Genomic DNA, 19,937 nt, shown 5'->3' with positions numbered 1-19,937 from the left:
GTCAAATGGAAATCATTGAACGCGTAAAAAAACATGCTCCGATTACCGGAGAACACCTAGCAGAAATGCTCGGAATCGCTCGTCCTACTATTCGTTCCGACCTTGCCCTGCTTGTTATGCTAGGTTATTTGGATGCGAAGCCAAAGGTTGGTTATTTTCTTGGCAAAACGCTGGAACGTGAGGAATCATCGTACAAAAAGCTTGATGGCATCTATGTTAAAGATGTTATGGGTTTACCTGTCGTTCTTCAAGAAACAGCTACGGTGAATGATGCCGTCGTCTCTCTGTTTCTTGAGAATGTGGGTACTCTGATGATTGTGAGCAGTAATCGGGCATTAGTGGGCATTGTCTCTAGAAAAGATTTGTTAAAGGTAACGTTAGGCAATGCGGGTGCTCCATCCATGCCCATTAGTCTTGTGATGACGAGACACCCGAACATCGTTACCGTAAGTCCGGAGGACCACGTCATTGATGCAGCGCGCAAAATGATTCATCATCAAGTTGACAGCCTGCCAGTTGTGAGTTTGGACTCTGAACAAGACCAGTATGGCGTTACAGGACGAATAACGAAAACAACCATGACCAAATTACTGTTGGAACTAGCTGCGAATTAGGAGGTATTCACGGGTGGAGGAGAAAGTCCATACGATATTTGTTTGTTCGGACTCGGTTGGGGAAACGGCAAACACGGTTGTTCAAGCTACAATTCGTCAGTTTAACGCCAGTCAAGTTCATGTGAGACGTTTTGGAACTATGCGTACGGAGGAAGAAATCCGAAGTATGATGGAGGAAGCTTCCCGACTTGGCAGTTTTGTAGTCTACACGCTCGTTCTTCCGGAATTAAGAGAGATGATGCGTCAAGAAGCGATTCGATTAAACGTGACCAGCATAGACATCCTAGGTCCTGTTATGCAAGCTTTCATTGACACTTTTAATGATTCTCCCAAAAGGAAAGCAGGGTTGCTGCACCAAATGGATGAAGAATATTATAAGCGTGTCGAAGCGATTGAGTTTGCTGTAAAAAGCGATGACGGTAAAGACACAAGCGCTCTAAAACAAGCTCATATTGTTTTGTTGGGCGTTTCGAGGACGTCGAAAACACCGCTAAGTATTTATTTGGCGCATAAAGGCTATAAAGTAGCCAACTATCCACTAGTTCCGGAAGTAAAACCTCCGCAAGGATTGTTTACACTTAACAAAAGCAAATTGATCGGATTGACGATGAGCGCTGAACAGCTTGTTAAGATCCGTACAGAACGGCTGAAGGCAGTTGGGCTGCCATTTGGCGCTAAATATTCGGCGTTAGAAAGAGTGGCGGAAGAGCTGGAGTTTGCATTCGGATTGTATAAGCAGCTTGGATGTACTGTAATCGATGTCACTGAAAAAGCGATTGAGGAAACGGCTGGTATCATACTGGATGCCATGTAACCGCGAATACTTGGTTTAATAATAAAATGCGAAACGAACTTTAGAAGCAATTCAAGAGGTTCGTTTTTTTTGCTATTTTTTTGCTTATTTCCGTTCGTTTGGCCGTCGCTTCAAGCCGCTTAAACTGATCGGTTTTTCAATTTCCGCATAGTTATCATCGATATCAGAACGAATCGAATTCAGCAGATGAAGAGCGTGGCTTCTTTCGTCGTACTCAGGAATCAATTGAATCAATTCTTCCAATCGTTTTAATCTTGTTTCTGTAACAAATCTCATTTGCGAAGCTCCCTTGCTTAAATCCTGTATCCTATACTATTCGTCTATGATTGTTTATATCGGTCTGTACTTTTGACATCCGGTAAAAGGGGTTTTATCCCTTTATCAGTATTACTGATAGATCATATAAGATCATTCTAATTGACCTATTTCGACATACATGATAGTTTCAAGAGAGTGAAAATAATGAGAAAAATGTATAATAGGAAATAATATCATTGCAGGCTATGAGAGGTGGATATTCTTGGTACTTCAAGTAACAAACAGTCCTTTTAATCAGGAACAAGTAGAATTACTTAATCGATTACTTCCTACACTAACGGAATCACAACGAATCTGGCTGAACGGGTATCTTGCAGCACTTCAGGGATCGGCTGTAGTGACGGCTTCTGGTGCAGCTCCTGTAGCTCCCTTAGCAACTTTGGCGGCGAATGCGCCGGTAATCTCCAAAGAGGTGACCGTACTCTTCGGATCACAGACAGGTAAATCTCAAGGCTTAGCGAAGAAAATGTCCAAAAAGCTTGAAGAGCAAGGTTTTCAGGTAACGCTTTCCTCGATGGCAGATTTTAAACCGAATAACTTAAAAAAGATTCAAAACTTGCTTGTTCTAGTGAGTACCCACGGAGAAGGAGATCCACCGGATAACGCGATTTCCTTCCATGAGTTCCTTCATAGCAAGAGAGCTCCTAAATTGGAGGATCTGCGGTTTTCCGTGCTTTCACTTGGAGATACATCTTACGAGCTTTTCTGCCAAACAGGTAAGGATTTCGACAAACGCTTGGAAGAGCTGGGCGGCAAACGCCTTGCGCCGCGTGTCGACTGCGATGTGGATTTCGATGAGCCAGCTGCAGAGTGGATGAATTCCGTTTTAGGCTCTTTAAGTGAAGTTTCAGCGGGCACGACTGTTGTAAGTGGCGTCGGAGCAGCGGTTGAAAGTGGCACTGAATCCGAATATTCGAGAACAAATCCGTTCCAAGCCGAGGTTCTTGAGAATTTGAATCTGAATGGCCGTGGATCGGACCGTGAAACCCGCCACATTGAGATCTCCTTGGAGGGATCCAATCTTCAATACGAACCGGGTGACTGTTTAGGTATCTATCCGGAGAACCACCCACGTCTTGTGGATGAATTGATCGAAGCCATGGACTGGAAAGCCGAGGAACTTGTTACAATTAATAAGAACGGCGAGAAGCGTTCATTGCGCGAGGCGTTGCTTCATAATTATGAAATTACTGTATTAACGAAGCCGTTGCTGGAGCAAGTGGCAAAGCTTACCTCAAGCAATGGGCTGCAAGAGCTGTTGGTTGCAGGACGTGAGCAAGATCTTAAATCGTATATCAGTGGTCGGGATTTATTGGATTTGGTGCAGGATTACTCCCTTAAGGGAGTACCAGCGGGCGAATTCGTAGCGATCCTTCGGAAAATGCCTGCTCGACTGTACTCGATTGCAAGCAGTTCCAAAGCTTTCCCGGATGAGGTTCACGTTACCGTCCGTACGGTACGTTACGAGACTCAAGGTAGAGAACGTTACGGCGTGTGCTCCGTACAGCTCGCTGAGCGAATCAAGTCTGGCGAAACGCTGCCGGTTTACATTCAAAACAACCCGAATTTCAAGCTACCCGAAAACTCGGAAACACCTATTATTATGATCGGACCTGGCACGGGCGTCGCTCCGTTCAGAGCTTTTCTAGGAGAAAGAGAAGAGACTGGGGCCGAAGGCAAATCATGGCTCTTCTACGGTGATCAGCACTTCTCCACTGATTTCCTTTATCAGATTGAATGGCAGAAGTGGCTTAAAGACGGCGTGTTGACGCGCATGGATGTTGCGTTCTCCCGTGATACCGACCAGAAAGTATATGTGCAGCACAGGATGCTTGAGAAGAGCGCCGAGCTCTATAAATGGCTTCAAGAAGGGGCAATCGTGTACGTATGTGGTGACGAAAAGAAGATGGCACACGACGTCCATGCGACCCTAGCAACCATTATTGAACAAGAGGGCGGTTTCAGCTCGGAGGAAGCAGCGGAGTATTTGACCCGTATGCAACAGCAAAAACGTTATCAGAGGGATGTTTACTAAGTTCAAATCCCAAAGATCGCGAGAGGAGAAAGGCCAATATGTCAGAAAACAATTTACTTTCAAAGAACAGTGCGCCGCACAGCGAAGTAGAGCACATTAAAATTAGAACCAATTACTTGCGGGGGAGTCTCGAAGAGACGCTGAAAGACGCAATTACGGGGTCCATCCCCGAGGATGATAACCGTTTGATGAAGTTTCACGGAAGTTATATGCAGGATGACAGGGATCTGCGCAACGAACGGCAGAAGCAGAAGCTAGAGCCGGCTTATCAGTTCATGCTGCGTGTGCGTGCCGCTGGCGGAGTCGTTACACCAGAGCAATGGTTGATGATGGACGAGGTCGCACAGAAGTATGCTAACGGTACAATTCGTCTGACGACTCGTCAATCTTTCCAGCTTCACGGCGTGCTGAAGTGGAATTTGAAGAAGACGATTCGTGAAGTGAATGATTCGTTGCTGAGCACGCTAGCTGCTTGCGGTGACGTTAACCGAAACGTCATGTGTAATCCGAATCCTTACCAGTCAGATGTTCATGCTGAAGTATACGAATGGGCCTGCCGCGTGAGCAACCATCTTGATCCACAGACCAAGGCCTATCACGAGATCTGGCTTGACGGCGAGAAGGTAGTGGACAGCCAAGATGGGGTAGAGCAAGAGCCGATCTATGGAAAGGTGTATTTGCCGCGTAAGTTCAAAATCGGTATTGCAGTACCTCCTTCCAATGATGTGGATGTCTTCTCGCAGGATTTGGGTTTCATTGCTATTGTTGAAGATGGACGTTTGAAAGGCTTCAATGTATCTGTAGGTGGCGGCATGGGGATGAGTCATGGCGACCCGTTGACTTACCCGCAGGTAGCCCAAGTGATCGGGTTCATCACGCCGGATCAAATGGTTGATTTGGCAGAGAAGACGGTTACGATTCAACGGGATTATGGCGATCGCTCTGTACGGAAACATGCACGTTTTAAATATACGATTGATGACCGCGGCATTGATTGGTTCGTTGGTGAATTAACTGCTCGTTTAGGTTGGAAGCTCGAAGCGGCGCGTCCATACCATTTTGATCATAATGGAGATCGCTATGGTTGGGTTAAGGGAAGTAACGGGAAATGGCATTTCAACCTGTTTATTCAAAACGGTCGTGTTAAAGACGAGGATAACTACCAACTGATGACCGGACTTCGTGAAATTGCCAAAGTGCATACCGGGGATTTCAGACTTACGGCGAACCAGAATCTGGTGATCGGTAATGTAAGCACTCAGAAGAAGAAAAAGATTGAAGAGCTGATCAAAGAATACGGACTTACGGATGGGCTTCAAAACTCCGCGTTGCGCAGAAGCTCTATGGCTTGCGTGTCTCTGCCGACTTGCGGTATGGCGATGGCTGAAGCCGAGCGCTACCTTCCCGACTTAATCGATAAAATCGAGCCGATGTTGGAAGAAGCTGGTTTGAGTGACAAAGAAATCATCATTCGCATGACCGGTTGTCCGAATGGATGCGCCCGCCCAATGCTGGCGGAGATCGCGTTCATTGGCAAGGCTCCTGGCAAATACAACATGTATTTGGGCGGTGGACATTCCGGAAACCGACTGAACAAATTATATAAGGAAAACATCGGAGAAGCGGAGATTCTGGAGTCGCTACGACCGATTGTTAATCAATATGCGAAGGAACGGCAAGAAAACGAGCATTTCGGCGATTTTGTCATTCGCGCCGGTTATGTCAAAGAAGTTCGTTCTGGGCAAGATTTTCATTCGTAAGAAATGGTTAACTAATTTCAATAGCTTCCCGGAAATTATCGGAAATAGAAAGAAGTGCGTTTACTTAGACGCACTTCTTTTTTTTGACTCAGTTTTGATTTTATTTTTATAATATTCCTTGACAGGAATATTCCAATTAAGGTATATTGTAAATAGAAATAAGGTAACTTGCTAACGAAACGAGGTGGCCTGACTTGACTAGAACAGGAAGTGGAAAACATCATCATGAATAACACAACATTTAACGCACTTGCCGAACCCAACCGTTTACGCATTGTTGAACTCCTGTTAGACGGTCCCTTGACCGTAGGGGATATCGCCGATGGCCTTGGGCTTCGCCAGCCTCAAGCCTCGAAGCATTTACGTGTCCTGCTGGAGGCTGGACTAGTCGAAGTGCAGGCTGTCGCCAATCGCCGGAACTACAAGCTTCGATTGGAACCATTTCAAGAACTGGACACTTGGCTTGAAACCTACCGCAGTGTCTGGGATGAACGACTTGACGCTCTGGAGAATTACCTGCAGAAGCTGAAAGACAAACAAAACAAACAAAACTAAATTTTAGGAGGATTTTCAATGTCAAACCAAATGATTACCAAAGTAGAGGGTCAGGAACTAATTTTGGAGCGTGTTTTTAACGCGCCGCGCGAGCTTGTATTCAAAGCATTCTCCGAAGCTGAACATCTAAAGCACTGGTGGGGACCTCGCGGTTGGACGCTTACAGTTTGCAATGTCGATTTTCGTCCGGGTGGTATCTGGCATTACTGCATGAAGTGTATCGATGAGAAACAAGGGGATTTCTACGGATACGAATCTTGGGGCAAGGCAGTCTATGGAGAAATCGTTGAGGCGGAGAAAATCGTTTATGTCGATTACTTCTCAGATGCCGAAGGGAATGAAACGGAGGGTATGCCATCGGCTCATGTAACGATGACTTTTATAGAGCATGAAGGCAAGACGAAGCTTGTCAACCGCGGACGATACGCTTCACCCGAAGCGCTCAAAGCCGTCATGGAAATGGGAATGGAGCAAGGAATTACTGAAACTTGGGATCGTCTCTCCGAGCATCTGGAATCCATTCAATAATCTCTTATCACAAGGCCGTCCGGTATATAGCCGGCGGCTTATTTTTTTAAGGGTTAGGGGATAGGCGACGAAGCTTACCTGATTTTGGATAGTTAGTTAGCTGCGGATTATTATTAGGCTAAGTGAGATTGTGGGAAATGCATAGTCATTTATTCGGTAAGAAACTATGTTTTCCTAGTATTTATTTTCTGGTTTTTTGAAGAAATGGAGAATTAGAAGGGCAAGTTGCACTCCGTACAGTAATTTCATTGATTTCTTCTTGGTAAGCTACGAATATAGTATGTTATACAACAATTTAGCCTTTTTTGTAGGAAAAAGAGCTACTTTCGGCTGAAATTGTTTTATTTATTACAATATTCGAATGAATAACGCGGATTAACTTGCTTATTGTTGTATAAAACACAACTTTGTCGTTCCATCCAACCATGTTCGATCATGTTAGATACCCATCATCAGCATATGACATGAAGGTGCAAAAAAACAGAATTAATATTCTATGTTGAAATAATATTTCACAAATTTGTCATAAATTTAGCCGACCCAATCATTACCTTTTCCAGCATCCTGTTTTATAATAGGGATACAAACCATATTGAACAGAATTGGTGTGAATGAGGGATATGGAACTACTATTATTAGAAAAAATCGAAGCATTACGCATTGAAATGATAGAAGAAGCATATTTACACGGAAGTTTAACGCATGAGAAAGTAGTTAATCTTAGTCAAAAATTAGATGAATATATTGTTAATTTTCAAGAGTTAAAATTTTCATAGAATGACTCAAGGGATATGCAGCTGCATATCCTCTTTTGTTATTTAAGTTCGATAAGAGAAATGTTTCTCAAATCAGCCTGTTTCTTTATATTGCTATAGCATGAATTCAAATGGATTATTCAGGAAACTTATCCTGCCCTCTTGCGAACATCATGAATAAGATCCCGAGGGAAAACGCCACAAGAAGAAAAGGCGCAATCATAAGCAGAAAGAAATCCATAATCATCACCCTTTCTTGGAGGGATTCCCTCGCACATACTCAGCGTCGAATAGGAACAGCCGCATCAGTAGAACAAGTGATGGGATAAGCAGACATAATCCAGCAAGGAAAACGACAATTAGCGAGATAGCCATAGCATCGTTCGTGAAATTTTGGTGAATCGTAATAAACGGGTAAAGGATATACGGCAAGTGGGAAGCTCCATATCCGAAGAAGGCAAAGGCAAATTGCAGCATAACAAGAATAAATGCCCAGCCATAGCTTTTTCGTTTATAAATCAGATAGACGGCCGCTATGAAGCATAGTAACGAAGCGACGAACATCCAAGACAGATCCAGCATAGCCCGAAAATGCTCCGGATTGTGCCAGCGAATAGCGAAAAAAACAAATATACTGCACACAATTGTGGGTGGACTCCAGCCTAGTGCGTAGCTCCGGACGATTTCAAGAGCTTCATAATCCTGGGCTTTGTTGGCATAGTAGGAAAGAAACATCGCAGAAATGTACAGAACGCTAACAAGTGCAAGCAGCACAACCGACCAGGAATAGGAGCTTGTGAAGAGCTTGCTAAAGTGTAAAATAACCTTGCCATTCTCCTCTGTCATATAACCTCCCTCGGATATCGTCAGGACGGTTGATAAGGAAGCGGGAATGAGGAGGCCGGTGGCTCCATACAAAAATGTATACAAGTGGCTTTGTTTTTGCATTTGACCATAAATACTAAAAGCATAGTAAGAGCCGCGTATCGCAAGTAGAACAATCGCGATGCTGCCAGGCACCAGAAGGGCAGTTCCAAAGTAATACGAGCTATCCGGAAAGAAGCCGACTATGCCGACAAAGAAGAAAACTAGGAAAACATTCGTTACTTCCCATACCGGTGATAGGTAACGTTTGATGATGTTTTCAACGAGATGTTTTTTTCCTGTAGCGTAGGAGTAATAGCTAAAGAAGCCTGCCCCGAAATCAATGGAAGCAACGATCAGATAGCCGTACAGAAATATCCATAGGACCGTAATGCCCATTAACTCGTACTTCATTGTGTTGGCCCCCCCTCAATTCCTCTGCTCTTGAGTTCTTCTTGTACATCGCTGTTCGTGAACATTTTCCTTAGTACTTTGACCAAAGTGAATCCAATAGCTATATATAGGATGCAGAACAAAAGGAGCATCAAATCCACATGTGTGGAGGTGGTCGCTCCATGGACGGTCTTCATATAACCTCGAAGTATCCAAGGCTGTCGTCCTACCTCGGCGTAAATCCAACCCAATTCAATTCCCAAAATGGCAAGAGGGCCTGAAAGGACGACCAACCTCAACAGCCAACTGGGATATTGGATACTCTTTAATTTGTAAACCATCCAAACAGATGCCATAGAAAGTACCGTAAGGAAGATGCCTATCGTGACCATCGAATCAAAATAGTAATGAACAATAAGAGGGGGTTGCTCAGCAACAGGTGTTTCATTTAAGCCCTGAACTTCTGAATTCGGGTTATCGTGAGCTAGAATACTTAGGGCGAATGGGATTTTTAACCCATATTTAATCTGATGATCTTCTGTTAATATCCCCCCTAGAACAAGCGGCACTTGTCTAGCCGTCTCAAAATGCCATTCAGCGGCAGCCAGCTTCTCGGGTTGATATTTAGCCAAAAATTTCCCGGAAAGATCTCCAATAAGTGCAGTTGTAATTGAAAAAATAAGAGCCGCAACCATCGTTAGCTTGAGTGCTTTACGGTGATAGAGCGAATCGCGCTTCTTAAGCAAAGCAGCTCCGGCTATCGCCGCAAGGACGAAGGCGCTTGTCATATAAGCAGAAGAAAGCACATGTGCGACCTTCGTTGGAGTAGCGGGATTAAACATGGCTACGAGCGGCTGAATGTCAGTAATGGAGCCGTTGTTCATCTTAAAGCCCTGCGGGGTATTCATAAACGCGTTAACCGTTGTGATAAAAAAAGCAGACGCTGAAGATCCCAGCATGACCGGAATATTGAGTAAGAAATGAGTGATGGGCTTGCGGAATCGATCCCATGTGTATAGATAGATGCCTAAAAATATAGCTTCAAAGAAAAAGGCGAAGGTCTCCATAAACAAAGGCAAGGCAATAGCTTGGCCGGCAACGCGCATAAAGCTTGGCCATAGCAGGCTGAGCTGGAGACCTATTGCGGTTCCAGTGACAACACCAACTGCGACGGTTATAACGAAGCCGCGGGCCCAGCGCCGCGCAAGAAGCAGGTAGTAAGGATCGTTTCGTTTAATGCCAGACCATTCGGCGAATGCGATCATGATCGGAATACCGACACCTACGGTGGCGAAGATAATATGGAAGGCGAATGTGAGCTCTGTGAGCATTCGGCTATAAAGCACGGGATCATAAGTCATATGTGATGTACTCCTTTTCAGCTTGAAAATTGATTGGGAAATCAGTTATTACGATTATGCGATCATCTGCCGAAGCCAGGAAAGCAGCATGAGGGAAGCGACGATGATACAGAGCCATATTAACCATTTCTCTTGCTTTTTGTACTTATCTATTTGATCACCTACTGTACGGGTCAGAATGAATGGTTACATCCTATTAGAATGCCAATATTATGAAAATTTACACCACATACTTGATTGCAAATCCGACATTTTGGTGAAAAGTAACCCTGTTGATATTCATACATACAGAAAAACCCTCAGGCATAGTGCCTGAGGGCTCTCCATCGACAACAAACTAAAAATAATAGGGAGTGCTCTTATCATCATTCATTTCGTTTTGTCACTAGATAATCATACTTGAATCGTAGAAGTTCAATGGCGTTAGTAACATCCCCATTTGACGTTAAATAAACAGATACCCAACCGGAATCAGGATACATATGATGGGGTTGCGCACGCCCTGAAACTATAAGCTGATCGCGAAACGATTTTGGCATGAGCAAGTCGACTAGATGATCTCCATGTAGATGACCAATTTCTTTTCCGATAAACAAAAATTCAATCCCTCCGAAACGGTGTGGCTGCTGAGTTACTTCTGGCCATGAAAACAATTGGTCGATAATAATTTGCCTCACATTACCATTCATCTTTTTGCTCCCTCCCAAATCAATGATTTGTTCAGTGTTCTATTGCAACACTTATTTTCTTGGTACGGAATTGCAAGTGATAGAAGAACAAGATCCCCACATGCATTGCGGCAAGAACGAGATAAAAATTGCTGAATAGGTAACTGTTCGAATCCACATTTAACGGATTCCAATGTACGGAGGGTCCCTGGGTAGCCACAATACCGTATATGCCTGCAGCTATCCCTTGAGCTATAAAACTGACCATCGAAAAAAGACCCATACCCACGCCAACCTGATCATTGGGCAATGATCTTGAGATGGAATTGGACATTGCAATCTGCATGAAAGATTGGCCTACGTTACCGAAAATCAAAAAGAATGAGATCCATAGCGGCGAGATTCCTGTAAAGATGGACAACAAGACAAAACAGGTAATTAACGAACCGGAAGCAACCGAGAACAGATAGGAGTTGCCTTTTAGATCCGCCAGTTTCCCGCCTTTTCTCCCTAGAAGGGCGGAGGCTGCCGCCGCAGGGACCATGGCGAAACCGATCCAATTGGAACCAAGATGATAAACTTCCGAAAACAGAATCGGAGTTAAAAAATACAAGGAAACGCCTATGCCACTGATGAGAAACGCCAGTGTTGTTGCGATGGAATACTTCTTGTTACGAAACAACTGAGGTTGGATAAATGGTTCTTCGGCGGTGCGAATTCGTACGATGAAGAGAAGTAAGGACGCTAATCCGATAACCAAATACCACCAGGTTCGATTCGTGACCCCAAGCAGAAGCAGCGCAATAGATGCGGCGAGCAAGCTTCCGCCAAGCCAATCGAATTTTCGCGGAGCTTGTTTCACTTCATGCTCGAGATATTTTCGATACAGCGGCAGCAGTAACAAAATCAACAGGGAAGGCAAAAACAGCCATCTCCAATTCGCAAAGCTGACGATAGCAGCGGAAATAACAGGCGCAAGAGCGCTTCCGAGCGCAATCCCAACGGCTGACATGCTTAATGCGGAGCCCCTCTTCTCAGGCGAAAAATATCGTACAGGGATAATCAACGCAATGGCCGGAATAGCTGCAGCCCCCGCAGATTGCAGGCACCTTCCGAGAAGTGCGAACCAGAATGTTTGGGAAACGAGTCCCATTAGAGAACCAGCCGCAAATAACGTCAGACCGAACGTCAATAGGCTCTTCAGTTGGAATCTGTCTGCCAGTTTCCCATAAGTCACAGTTCCAAACGCATAGATAAGCGTATAGGCGGATGACAGCCAGCTCACCTGAGCAAGGGTAAGATGAAACTCCTCGCTGATTTGCGGAAGCACAACATTAAACATAAGGGCGCTCATCGATGACATCATAACCGTAAACATCAATAATCGCATTAAGATAGGGCCTTTTTGCAGCGTTGTTTCAGAATTCATGGTTCATCGCTCCTTAGTATGAATGCAAGCACATACTTGCATTATGGTTTGTAAAAAAGCTAGGGAGTTAATGCCCTAGCGAATAACCGCACGCCTTCCTCGATAAATTCGTCCAAATCTATGGGGGACATGTTAGTATTGAACGCACCATGATTCATCAACATGAAAGCATATGCCTGTATGTCAGGTTTTGAAGTTAACACTTTACCTTGCTCAGACATGGAAACCAAATAATTCGTTAGAAGCTTCCTAAGTTCCTGAGGATGGCGGTGTGCCTCCTGATAAACTTCTGGAGGGAGACTGCTGCTTCCTTTTTGAATGATCTGAAACAGTTTTCTATTCCGATTCATGAGAGTATGATACTTTCGGCTGATGATAAGAAGGTCCTCATGCAGCTCGCCTGTCAGAGATTCGCTAAAAAGCTTAGTCATCTCTAAGGCATAGTGATAACGGTTAAAGGCAGCCGCTAGCAGTTTCTCTTTCGTTCCGAAATGGCGAAACAACGTCACTTCGTTTACTCCGGCAACAGCAGCGATTTCCTTCGTTGTGGTACCATCGTACCCTTTTTCTGCCATGAGATCGATTGTTGCTAACAGAAGTTTATCACTCGTACTTGGATTGCTGCTCATTTATCTACCCTTCTTTAATGCAAGTACTTACTTACATTTTTATTGTATTAGAGTCATACTGCAATGTCAAGGACTGGAAGAATAAATTTTTAAGTCAGTATAATAGTAAGCAGCCCTTCCTATGTAAATAGCAAAGGGCTGCTTTCACAATCCTATTCACATTTCTGTGTTAATGCATGAAAAGCCTGAGCTAGTTTGGATATGCCAGGAGCGATCTCATCCATAGAGGGACGAGCAAAGCTTAACCTTAGATGTCCAGGCTCAGAGCCAAATATGGTTCCTGGCATAAAGACAACCCCGCGTTTTATCGCTTCCTCCAATAATTTCTGATCGTCAAGCTTGTCCTTGATGGTGCACCATATATTTAAACCTCCTCGAGCAGGGGTAAAGCTGATTTGATCATGTAACTCTTGCTGAAGGGATCGAATCATAAGATGCTGCTTCAGAGAAAGGGAGTCCCTTAGGAAGTACATATGTTTATCAAACAAATCCGATCCCAGAAATTTATTAGCAAGCCACTGTGGGACAATGCTTAGGCCAAAGTCCATTTGCTGGCGAGCATCAGCTAATCGTTGTACGACAGCCTGGGGAGCTACCAACCAGCCGATCCGTAATCCTGAAGCTGCAACCTTGGATAAGGAACCGACATAGAGTACAGAACCGTGTGTATCGATGGATTTCAACGTATCAGGTGGATAATGATCAAAGGAAGTAAGGCTGAAAGGATCATCTTCTACGATGGGTATACCAAGTTCAGCAGCGATCTTCAGTAAGGCCTCTCTTTTAGATGCTTGAAGGATCGTCCCTGTTGGGTTCTGATAGTTCGGATTCAAAAAAATCATGCGAATGCGATGTTGGCGGTACAACGTCATAATGTCTTCGGGGTCGATGCCATCTTCTTTTACCGGTAAGCGAAAAATGCGGAGCCCGGCAGATTGGAACATGGATAAAGAGTAGTAGTAAGACGGATCTTCAATGGCAACCGCATCCCCAGGAGCTAACAAACATTGCATGATCAAATATAGAGATTGCTGTGAGCCGGAGGTGATAAGGATGGAAGCTTCTGTCGCTCGAATACGTAATCTTTCCTCCAAAAAACCTACAAGAGTCTCTCTAAGCGGCAAATACCCACTTGGATCGTCATATCCTAAGTAGGCTTCGAAAGGAATGTCCCTCATTAATTGCTTAATCGCCTCATTGGGGAATAAGTCGGCAGATAACTCGCCACTAGCAAAGTCAATGATTGATTCTCGCTCACGTAGAACCTCACGGACCCGGCGGATATAGGGAAGATTGGGGGCAAATGTACCTCCTTCTACATATTGACGCCAATTGGGTGTTAAATTGGGCCTAATACCCCAAATATGGTTGCTCACCATGGTACCGCTTCCGCTGATACTTTCGACTATTCCTCTTGCACGTAATTCCTCATAGGCTTGTACGACGGTGCTTCGGTTTACTTCCAGTCGTTCGGCTAGCTTACGTTCAGAAGGCAAGAAACTTCCAGGTGGATATTCGCCATGTAGGATACTCCTCTCCATCTCATCTGAGATCTGTTGATAGAGAGGTTTTTTACTCGTTCGGTCAGGTTTGCGCATGTATACCACCATCTTTGAGAAATATCAATTTATTCCATAGTATAATACAGTTCACGAATTCGTAGTTGAACTCTCGCGTAGAATGTTTGACAAACTCGCTAATCTTTTCATAATGGTGGGGATAAAATGTGCAAGAGTGGAGAAATGACCCGTTTATTATTCACGTAACAACTGGAAAGTATTCCAAGGAATTGACGGCGGAGAACCCTTCATTCCTTCACATTCTCATTGAGCTACATATTTGAAATAAGATAGTGCCCGCTTTAAGCCCTTTATGAGAGCATCAATATCTTCTTCCGTATTGTATAGATAAAAACTCGCACGAGCTGTGGATGAAACGTTAAGCCATCTCATCAAAGGCTGGCAGCAGTGATGGCCCGATCGAATGGCGATTCCTTCCACGTCCAGAATGGTTGCGAGATCATGCGGATGCACGTCTGATAAGTTAAAGGTGACTAAGCCACTTCTTAGTTCGGGTTGCATTGGGCCATAGATCGAAATCTCTTCCATCAATGAAAGCTGCTCTAAGGCATACTTGATCAGTTGATTCTCATGATGACGAATGGTAGATAACCCGATTTGTTGCAGGAAATCGATGGCGGCACCAAGCCCGATAGCGCCTGCAATATTCGGCGTTCCTCCTTCAAACTTCCAAGGAAGCTCCTTCCAAGTGGATTCGTATAAGTCCACGTGATCGATCATTTCTCCGCCATATTCATAAGGCGCCATTTTTTCCAAGAGGGCTTTCTTGCCATATAGAACGCCTATGCCGGTTGGACCTGCCATCTTATGACCGGAAAAGGCCATAAAGTCACAATCCAAATCTTGAACATCCAGCTGAAGGTGTGGAGCACTTTGAGCCGCATCGACGCAAATCACGGCCCCGTGACGGTGGACAATTGCCGCAATCTGTTTCACAGGATGAATAGTTCCCATCACGTTGGAAACATGAGTTATGGATACGAACTTGGTTTTCGATGTGATGGCTTCCTCTACATCCTCTAAGCGAATGGTGCCATCAGGTTGGATGGGGATATAGCGAAGCGTTGCGCCTGTTTTTTTAGCTGCCTGCTGCCAAGGGATGAGATTGCTGTGATGCTCCATTAAGGTGGTCAAGATTTCATCGCCTTCTTTTAGAAACTCTCTCACATAACATTGGGCGACTAGATTTAATGATGCTGTAGTACCGCGAGTGAACACGATTTCTGCCGACTCCTTGGCATGGATAAACGACTTGACTTTATCTCTGGCATTCTCAAATGCATCCGTAGCTAGTGAACCTAACGTGTGTGCACCGCGATGAACATTGGAGTTGTAACTTGTATAATAATCCCGTAATGCTTCAATGACAGCATAGGGCTTCTGGGATGTGGCCGAACTATCTAAATACACCAGAGGATGTCCATTAACTTGCTGCTTTAAAATCGGAAATTGGTCTCTTATTTCTTGGATATTCAATGAAAACACTTCCCTTCAAAAGAATGACTATAGAATGACACGATTTGATCTATAATACAAATATCATTAAAATTATGTAATCATAATAATTTAGTTATATGTTTGGGGGCGCTTATGAATACGAAACACTTGTCTTTGTTCATGCAAGTTATTAAAAAGGGGAGTATTACTCAAGTAGCAAAGGAAACCTATGTGAGTCAACCTGCGATTTCCATGCAGCTTAAGCGTTTAGAGCAGGAAGTAGGAGTTCCCCTGTTTACAGTTGTTGGTAGGGATATCGCTGTGACTGATGCAGGACTTACTCTGATGGAGTATGCAGAATCCATGCTGTCCTTGGAAGGGCAGATTTATCGAGCAATGGAGGAATATCGGCTAGGGAATCGAGGCAAAATCATTGTTGCTGCCTCCCAGGTAGTTGCCGCTTATTTGTTACCGAAAATCATGTATTCGTTTACTCAAACTTATTCGGATATTACGGTAGAGCTGCAAACAAGAACGGATGAGGAAATTGAGAGATTAGTCAGAATGGGCAGTATTGATATCGGAATGACGCTGCAGCCACCAGACGACCATTTTTCATTTCGAGTCACGCCATTCGCTCAGGAGCGATTGATAGGTATTCAACCTTCGTTGTCATTCCATAGCCGAAAGATGATTGTTCCTCGAGACATTGTATCCTTACCCTTAAACGATACATGGGATATGGAGATCATGCATCTCGATTCCACCGAGACTGTTAAACAATTTGTTATGCAGGGAATGGGGTACGGAGTGGTCTTGGAATCAGCAGCAAGTTTAGAGCTATCTTATGGGAGGCTGCTGCCTTGGACAACGTTCACACCAATACCTGTGGTAGCGAGTGTTATTACACGGCCTGCTGAACGTTTATCCAAGAGTGTTTGGTATTTCTTGAATCATCTAAGGAATGGAGAGGACGGATGAGATGAGAAAAAGTGCGGGATTGGTTGGGAAAGAAATCTCGAAATTGGGTGGTTACTTACCAATAAGGCTAAGCTATTATTATGTAAATGAGTAGTCACCTCTTCATATAAAAAAAACAATAGGATAGATTGGGGAGTATATGTCAGCTCTGAATACACAAAACCTATCGACCGGCGTTATGTCTGCATTGATGGCCTGCACAGGTGGCGCCATCATGATCATAAATAGTGCAGAAACAGCGGGGTTTAGCCGCTCGCAGCTGATTTCCTGGTTGTTCTGTGTCTACTGCTTAGGCGGTATTCTAAATTTGGTATTGACGTGGACATACAAGATCCCTTTTGCCGGGGCACACTCGATCACGGCTGTTGCTTTTCTAAGCACGGTTGTCGATCAATTTACGCTGAATGAATTGGCAGCCGGTTTCATTATGGCGGGGGGACTTATCGCTGTATTCGGCTTTACGGGATTATTCAGTAAAGCGTTGGATTTCATCCCAAAGCCTTTTATTGATGCTATGCTAGCCGGCTTGCTTCTTCAATATGTGGTGAATATCATTCCGGCGTTAAAGGATTCACCTCTTATTGGCGGATTGGCCATTTTAGGTTTTTTTATCGCACCCAAAATTTCGAAATCAATACCGCCGTTACTAGGGGTGATACTCTTCGGTGTCTTGGGGCTTTTTATCGGCTATGATTTTCCGGGAGTACCGGAGGCTGCTGAGTTTGCTTTACCTCAAATCATTATTCCTTCCTTCACCGTTCACAGTTTCTTTTCGATTGCGATTCCGATTGCCGTTCTGATTTTGACAAACGATATTGCAGTGGCTTTGGCTGCGCTGAAGAAAAACGACTATCAACCTCCAGTTAACCAGACGCTTGTGCTTTCAGGGATTGGTACGTTTATCGCCGGTTTTTTTGGAGGCCATGCCGTGAACATCGGGGGGATGATGACTGCGCTATGCAGCAGTAAGGAAGCAGGGCCAAAAGAAAATCGGATAGGTGCGGCACTAGTTTCCGGAGCATTAGTCACTTTATTCGGTTTTTTTGCATGGAAAGTCATTGTGATTATTGAAATGCTGCCATCCGCTTTTATTACGATGTTATCCGGATTTGCCCTCCTGGCTGTATTGTTAAATAGCATGCAAGCAGCGTTCTCAGAGTCGTCTTATCGATACTCGACCTTGTTTGCTTTTCTAATCGCGATTTCCAATGTCTCATTTGTTGGGGTATCCTCTCCTGTATGGTCTTTGTTAGTAGGGATTATATCAGCTCAAATTTTCGGTGAAGGAAAGTTCAATAAGAGAACAGTACGGGGAGAGCAGACTTAACGATATTGGCTATCTTCCTAAAGATCCTGATTTCAATATTCTCTTCTCCTTATAAAGCACATTCATAATAATAACTAGCGCAACCATCACCAATGTGATCGGTATGATAAAAATAGTTGGCGATATACCTTGGATCAACACGGGCAGTAAGTAGCCGATGAGCGATGCTGCTTGGGAGATAAAAAGGTATAAACTGGCCCCAAAACCAGTGTGGTTGATAAACATGCGCTGAACGTAACCCATTGCTACTCCATATAAAATAGAGATGGACAATGAATAGACAGGCTGAACCGTAAAAAACAGCGCTAAAGGAGAAGCTAGTGCATAGACGGTATAAGTGACGAGCGCACATACTCCGCCTAATACCATGATGGATTTGCTCCCGAACTTGGCTGCCCAATAACCTGTTAAGGTCATGAATAACAGTTCAAAAACGGCCTGGCCGCTCCACAGGTAAGACATTAGATCTGGCCTACCGAACCTTTCATTGAAAACTAAGGGTAAATACAATCCACGGATGGCGTCAGCACATAAAAGCATCAAGAGCGCGATCAACATGGCCAAAGAGAACGGTTCTCCGGCCTTGATGTCTGCGTTTTCGTTCGTCCCTTTAACTTCGCTATAAAACAGCAGTAGTAAGAAGAGACCAGCAAAACCTGCTGCATTGCCCCAGAGTACTCCTTGGAATCCTGTAATCAGATACAGATTAGCACCGAACAACAGGCCCATAAAAAAACCAACGCTATACCCAGCACGAAGCCAAAGCATCGCTATTTCCATAATAGATTCGGCATGTTTCTTGAAATGATTGCGGGCCATAGCAAAGAGTTGTCCCATGATCAATCCAGATGGGCCAACGGCAATCGACATGCCGGTCAGAGCTTCTATATAATTGTCAGCATGCATGTAGATAATGAGCCCACTTGCGCAAATTACAGCAGCAATCATCGGAATTGGTTTTTTTTCCTTGATCCTGTCACTGACAATGCCGACGGATAAAGTAATTATCATATTCAGCAATAATGAGATAGAGAAAATGGACGCGATCTCGCCTTTAGATAAACCTAGATGATCCTTCAAATATACCGCATTCATAGGAGCAAGTATGCCAGTGCCGATCCCGTAAATAATGATAGCCAGAAGTAGGTATCCTGCTCCCTTAATACGCAGAAATAAATTGAAATCTGATTTCAATTGCATGATCAACGACCTTTCATTGTATAGGCATTATTTATAGAATAGCGCAGCAATAGGGAATAGGGAATATAATAATACGAGAATAGCCTATTTGCAGGACTTTCGCACTCCCATTCAACTTGAGCTAAGACGGCTGAATGCCGGGGAGAATGGCAACCTCGAAGGGTATTATCACTTTGGCTGGAGATAAATGGGTCTATCGTAATCCCTTTCAGCCAGGACGTTTGTCTGACGACGAAATAGTCATACAAGCAATCGTGGGCAACGTTTTAACTAGCAGATAGACTAACCTTGGCCGTAATAAAACAGGACTTTCCTTTGTCTTTTCAGACAATTGAGAAGGTCCTTTTTGATAGGACCTGCAATCGGATCCTTATTTATGCAATAATATAATCACAGTAAATTTAAAAGGAGAAAAACATGCCAAAACAACGTAAACTGATAGAACCTTCAGACTTTGAAAGGATGCGGGTATTTCGACAGCCAATCTCGATCTTTTTACAGGGTGAACAAATAGGTGAAAATGTCATCATTCAATCTCATGATAACGATATTGTTGTAAGCACGACTGGCGAACAATACGTGAAGGCAAATTGTGAATTTCTAAGTAAAAGATAATGACCATTTCAGTTCACATTAAAAGTCATGTTATATTTAAATAGCCATATATAGTAGAAATAGGGGGTACATTG

Annotated in this window: 20 protein-coding genes; 10 read left to right on the top strand and 10 right to left on the bottom strand. The window is 44.0% G+C overall.

Annotated elements, in window-relative coordinates:
- The first annotated feature begins 5 nt into the window (after window positions 1-5).
- Together QFZ78_RS11215 and QFZ78_RS11210 are read left to right on the top strand one after the other, a co-directional pair.
- On the top strand, window positions 6-614 hold the full coding sequence (locus tag QFZ78_RS11215) for a helix-turn-helix transcriptional regulator (RefSeq protein ID WP_307547449.1): 609 nt from the start codon (window positions 6-8) through the stop codon (window positions 612-614).
- Between the two features lie 13 nt (window positions 615-627).
- Entirely contained in the window at window positions 628-1,428 is an 801-nt protein-coding gene (locus QFZ78_RS11210) for a pyruvate, water dikinase regulatory protein (RefSeq protein ID WP_307547447.1), read from the top strand.
- 84 nt (window positions 1,429-1,512) lie between these two features.
- Here the strand turns inward: QFZ78_RS11210 and QFZ78_RS11205 are convergent, their stop codons facing one another.
- The gene (locus tag QFZ78_RS11205) at window positions 1,513-1,704 is read right to left on the bottom strand and encodes a hypothetical protein (protein ID WP_307547446.1); all 192 of its coding nucleotides are present in this window, start codon (window positions 1,702-1,704) and stop codon (window positions 1,513-1,515) included.
- A 244-nt stretch (window positions 1,705-1,948) separates the two neighbouring features.
- Between QFZ78_RS11205 and QFZ78_RS11200 the strand changes: the two genes are divergently transcribed.
- The 5 genes from QFZ78_RS11200 to QFZ78_RS11180 all read left to right on the top strand — a co-directional run bounded on the left by QFZ78_RS11200 (window position 1,949) and on the right by QFZ78_RS11180 (window position 7,400).
- Complete coding sequence (locus tag QFZ78_RS11200) at window positions 1,949-3,781, top strand: assimilatory sulfite reductase (NADPH) flavoprotein subunit (protein ID WP_307547445.1); 1,833 nt, start codon at window positions 1,949-1,951, stop codon at window positions 3,779-3,781.
- A 38-nt stretch (window positions 3,782-3,819) separates the two neighbouring features.
- Complete coding sequence (cysI, locus tag QFZ78_RS11195; protein WP_307547444.1) at window positions 3,820-5,541, top strand: assimilatory sulfite reductase (NADPH) hemoprotein subunit; 1,722 nt, start codon at window positions 3,820-3,822, stop codon at window positions 5,539-5,541.
- A 225-nt stretch (window positions 5,542-5,766) separates the two neighbouring features.
- A complete protein-coding gene (locus QFZ78_RS11190; RefSeq protein ID WP_307547443.1) occupies window positions 5,767-6,096 on the top strand; it encodes an ArsR/SmtB family transcription factor in 330 nt (109 codons plus the stop codon).
- Window positions 6,097-6,114: 18 nt separating this feature from the next.
- Window positions 6,115-6,624 (top strand): SRPBCC domain-containing protein, encoded by a 510-nt coding sequence (locus QFZ78_RS11185; protein WP_307547442.1) that lies wholly within the window; start codon window positions 6,115-6,117, stop codon window positions 6,622-6,624.
- Between the two features lie 620 nt (window positions 6,625-7,244).
- On the top strand, window positions 7,245-7,400 hold the full coding sequence (locus QFZ78_RS11180; RefSeq protein WP_307547441.1) for an aspartyl-phosphate phosphatase Spo0E family protein: 156 nt from the start codon (window positions 7,245-7,247) through the stop codon (window positions 7,398-7,400).
- Between the two features lie 115 nt (window positions 7,401-7,515).
- Here QFZ78_RS11180 and cydS read toward each other — a convergent pair whose 3' ends face one another.
- The 8 genes from cydS to QFZ78_RS11145 form a co-directional block, all read right to left on the bottom strand.
- Complete coding sequence (gene cydS / locus QFZ78_RS38500) at window positions 7,516-7,620, bottom strand: cytochrome bd oxidase small subunit CydS family protein (protein ID WP_373461021.1); 105 nt, start codon at window positions 7,618-7,620, stop codon at window positions 7,516-7,518.
- A gap of 5 nt (window positions 7,621-7,625) precedes the next feature.
- Window positions 7,626-8,657, bottom strand: a complete 1,032-nt coding sequence (locus QFZ78_RS11175) for a cytochrome d ubiquinol oxidase subunit II (protein ID WP_307547440.1) — start codon at window positions 8,655-8,657, stop codon at window positions 7,626-7,628.
- Window positions 8,654-9,997, bottom strand: a complete 1,344-nt coding sequence (locus tag QFZ78_RS11170; protein WP_307547439.1) for a cytochrome ubiquinol oxidase subunit I — start codon at window positions 9,995-9,997, stop codon at window positions 8,654-8,656. The genes QFZ78_RS11175 and QFZ78_RS11170 overlap by 4 nt, the downstream gene beginning before the upstream one ends.
- 365 nt (window positions 9,998-10,362) lie before the next feature.
- Window positions 10,363-10,686, bottom strand: coding sequence for a luciferase domain-containing protein (locus QFZ78_RS11165; protein WP_307547438.1), 324 nt, complete (start codon window positions 10,684-10,686; stop codon window positions 10,363-10,365).
- Window positions 10,687-10,717: 31 nt separating this feature from the next.
- The gene (locus tag QFZ78_RS11160; protein ID WP_307547437.1) at window positions 10,718-12,094 is read right to left on the bottom strand and encodes an MFS transporter; all 1,377 of its coding nucleotides are present in this window, start codon (window positions 12,092-12,094) and stop codon (window positions 10,718-10,720) included.
- A gap of 59 nt (window positions 12,095-12,153) precedes the next feature.
- Window positions 12,154-12,723, bottom strand: coding sequence for a TetR/AcrR family transcriptional regulator (locus tag QFZ78_RS11155; RefSeq protein WP_307547436.1), 570 nt, complete (start codon window positions 12,721-12,723; stop codon window positions 12,154-12,156).
- Window positions 12,724-12,875: 152 nt separating this feature from the next.
- A complete protein-coding gene (gene pdxR / locus QFZ78_RS11150) occupies window positions 12,876-14,321 on the bottom strand; it encodes a MocR-like pyridoxine biosynthesis transcription factor PdxR (protein ID WP_307547435.1) in 1,446 nt (481 codons plus the stop codon).
- Window positions 14,322-14,546: 225 nt separating this feature from the next.
- On the bottom strand, window positions 14,547-15,779 hold the full coding sequence (locus QFZ78_RS11145) for a cysteine desulfurase (protein ID WP_307547434.1): 1,233 nt from the start codon (window positions 15,777-15,779) through the stop codon (window positions 14,547-14,549).
- 114 nt (window positions 15,780-15,893) lie between these two features.
- Between QFZ78_RS11145 and QFZ78_RS11140 the strand changes: the two genes are divergently transcribed.
- Both QFZ78_RS11140 and QFZ78_RS11135 read left to right on the top strand, forming a co-directional pair.
- Window positions 15,894-16,721, top strand: a complete 828-nt coding sequence (locus tag QFZ78_RS11140; protein WP_307547433.1) for a LysR family transcriptional regulator — start codon at window positions 15,894-15,896, stop codon at window positions 16,719-16,721.
- 139 nt (window positions 16,722-16,860) lie between these two features.
- Window positions 16,861-18,048, top strand: coding sequence for a benzoate/H(+) symporter BenE family transporter (locus tag QFZ78_RS11135; protein WP_307547432.1), 1,188 nt, complete (start codon window positions 16,861-16,863; stop codon window positions 18,046-18,048).
- 9 nt (window positions 18,049-18,057) lie between these two features.
- On the opposite strand, the gene QFZ78_RS11130 is transcribed toward QFZ78_RS11135, so the two are convergent.
- On the bottom strand, window positions 18,058-19,248 hold the full coding sequence (locus tag QFZ78_RS11130; RefSeq protein ID WP_307547431.1) for an MFS transporter: 1,191 nt from the start codon (window positions 19,246-19,248) through the stop codon (window positions 18,058-18,060).
- Between the two features lie 417 nt (window positions 19,249-19,665).
- Between QFZ78_RS11130 and QFZ78_RS11125 the strand changes: the two genes are divergently transcribed.
- A complete protein-coding gene (locus tag QFZ78_RS11125; protein ID WP_307547430.1) occupies window positions 19,666-19,863 on the top strand; it encodes a hypothetical protein in 198 nt (65 codons plus the stop codon).
- The last annotated feature ends 74 nt before the right edge of the window (window positions 19,864-19,937 follow it).

The sequence above is a fragment of the Paenibacillus sp. V4I5 genome (assembly GCF_030817255.1).
Taxonomy (GTDB): domain Bacteria; phylum Bacillota; class Bacilli; order Paenibacillales; family NBRC-103111; genus Paenibacillus_E.
Note: the sequence above shows the minus strand (reverse complement) of the source record. Positions and strands in the feature narration are given on the sequence as shown.

Bases quoted from the DNA above. Each gene is read 5' to 3' on its own strand.
- cydS (WP_373461021.1), bottom strand. From the start codon at position 7,620: ATGGATTTCTTTCTGCTTATGATTGCGCCTTTTCTTCTTGTGGCGTTT.
- QFZ78_RS11170 (WP_307547439.1), bottom strand. From the start codon at position 9,997: ATGACTTATGATCCCGTGCTTTATAGCCGAATGCTCACAGAGCTCACA.
- QFZ78_RS11165 (WP_307547438.1), bottom strand. From the start codon at position 10,686: ATGAATGGTAATGTGAGGCAAATTATTATCGACCAATTGTTTTCATGG.
- QFZ78_RS11135 (WP_307547432.1), top strand. From the start codon at position 16,861: ATGTCAGCTCTGAATACACAAAACCTATCGACCGGCGTTATGTCTGCA.
- pdxR (WP_307547435.1), bottom strand. From the start codon at position 14,321: ATGCGCAAACCTGACCGAACGAGTAAAAAACCTCTCTATCAACAGATC.
- QFZ78_RS11190 (WP_307547443.1), top strand. From the start codon at position 5,767: ATGAATAACACAACATTTAACGCACTTGCCGAACCCAACCGTTTACGC.
- QFZ78_RS11185 (WP_307547442.1), top strand. From the start codon at position 6,115: ATGTCAAACCAAATGATTACCAAAGTAGAGGGTCAGGAACTAATTTTG.
- QFZ78_RS11155 (WP_307547436.1), bottom strand. From the start codon at position 12,723: ATGAGCAGCAATCCAAGTACGAGTGATAAACTTCTGTTAGCAACAATC.
- QFZ78_RS11175 (WP_307547440.1), bottom strand. From the start codon at position 8,657: ATGAAGTACGAGTTAATGGGCATTACGGTCCTATGGATATTTCTGTAC.
- QFZ78_RS11215 (WP_307547449.1), top strand. From the start codon at position 6: ATGGAAATCATTGAACGCGTAAAAAAACATGCTCCGATTACCGGAGAA.
- QFZ78_RS11130 (WP_307547431.1), bottom strand. From the start codon at position 19,248: ATGCAATTGAAATCAGATTTCAATTTATTTCTGCGTATTAAGGGAGCA.
- QFZ78_RS11180 (WP_307547441.1), top strand. From the start codon at position 7,245: ATGGAACTACTATTATTAGAAAAAATCGAAGCATTACGCATTGAAATG.
- cysI (WP_307547444.1), top strand. From the start codon at position 3,820: ATGTCAGAAAACAATTTACTTTCAAAGAACAGTGCGCCGCACAGCGAA.
- QFZ78_RS11160 (WP_307547437.1), bottom strand. From the start codon at position 12,094: ATGAATTCTGAAACAACGCTGCAAAAAGGCCCTATCTTAATGCGATTA.
- QFZ78_RS11125 (WP_307547430.1), top strand. From the start codon at position 19,666: ATGCCAAAACAACGTAAACTGATAGAACCTTCAGACTTTGAAAGGATG.
- QFZ78_RS11140 (WP_307547433.1), top strand. From the start codon at position 15,894: ATGAATACGAAACACTTGTCTTTGTTCATGCAAGTTATTAAAAAGGGG.
- QFZ78_RS11205 (WP_307547446.1), bottom strand. From the start codon at position 1,704: ATGAGATTTGTTACAGAAACAAGATTAAAACGATTGGAAGAATTGATT.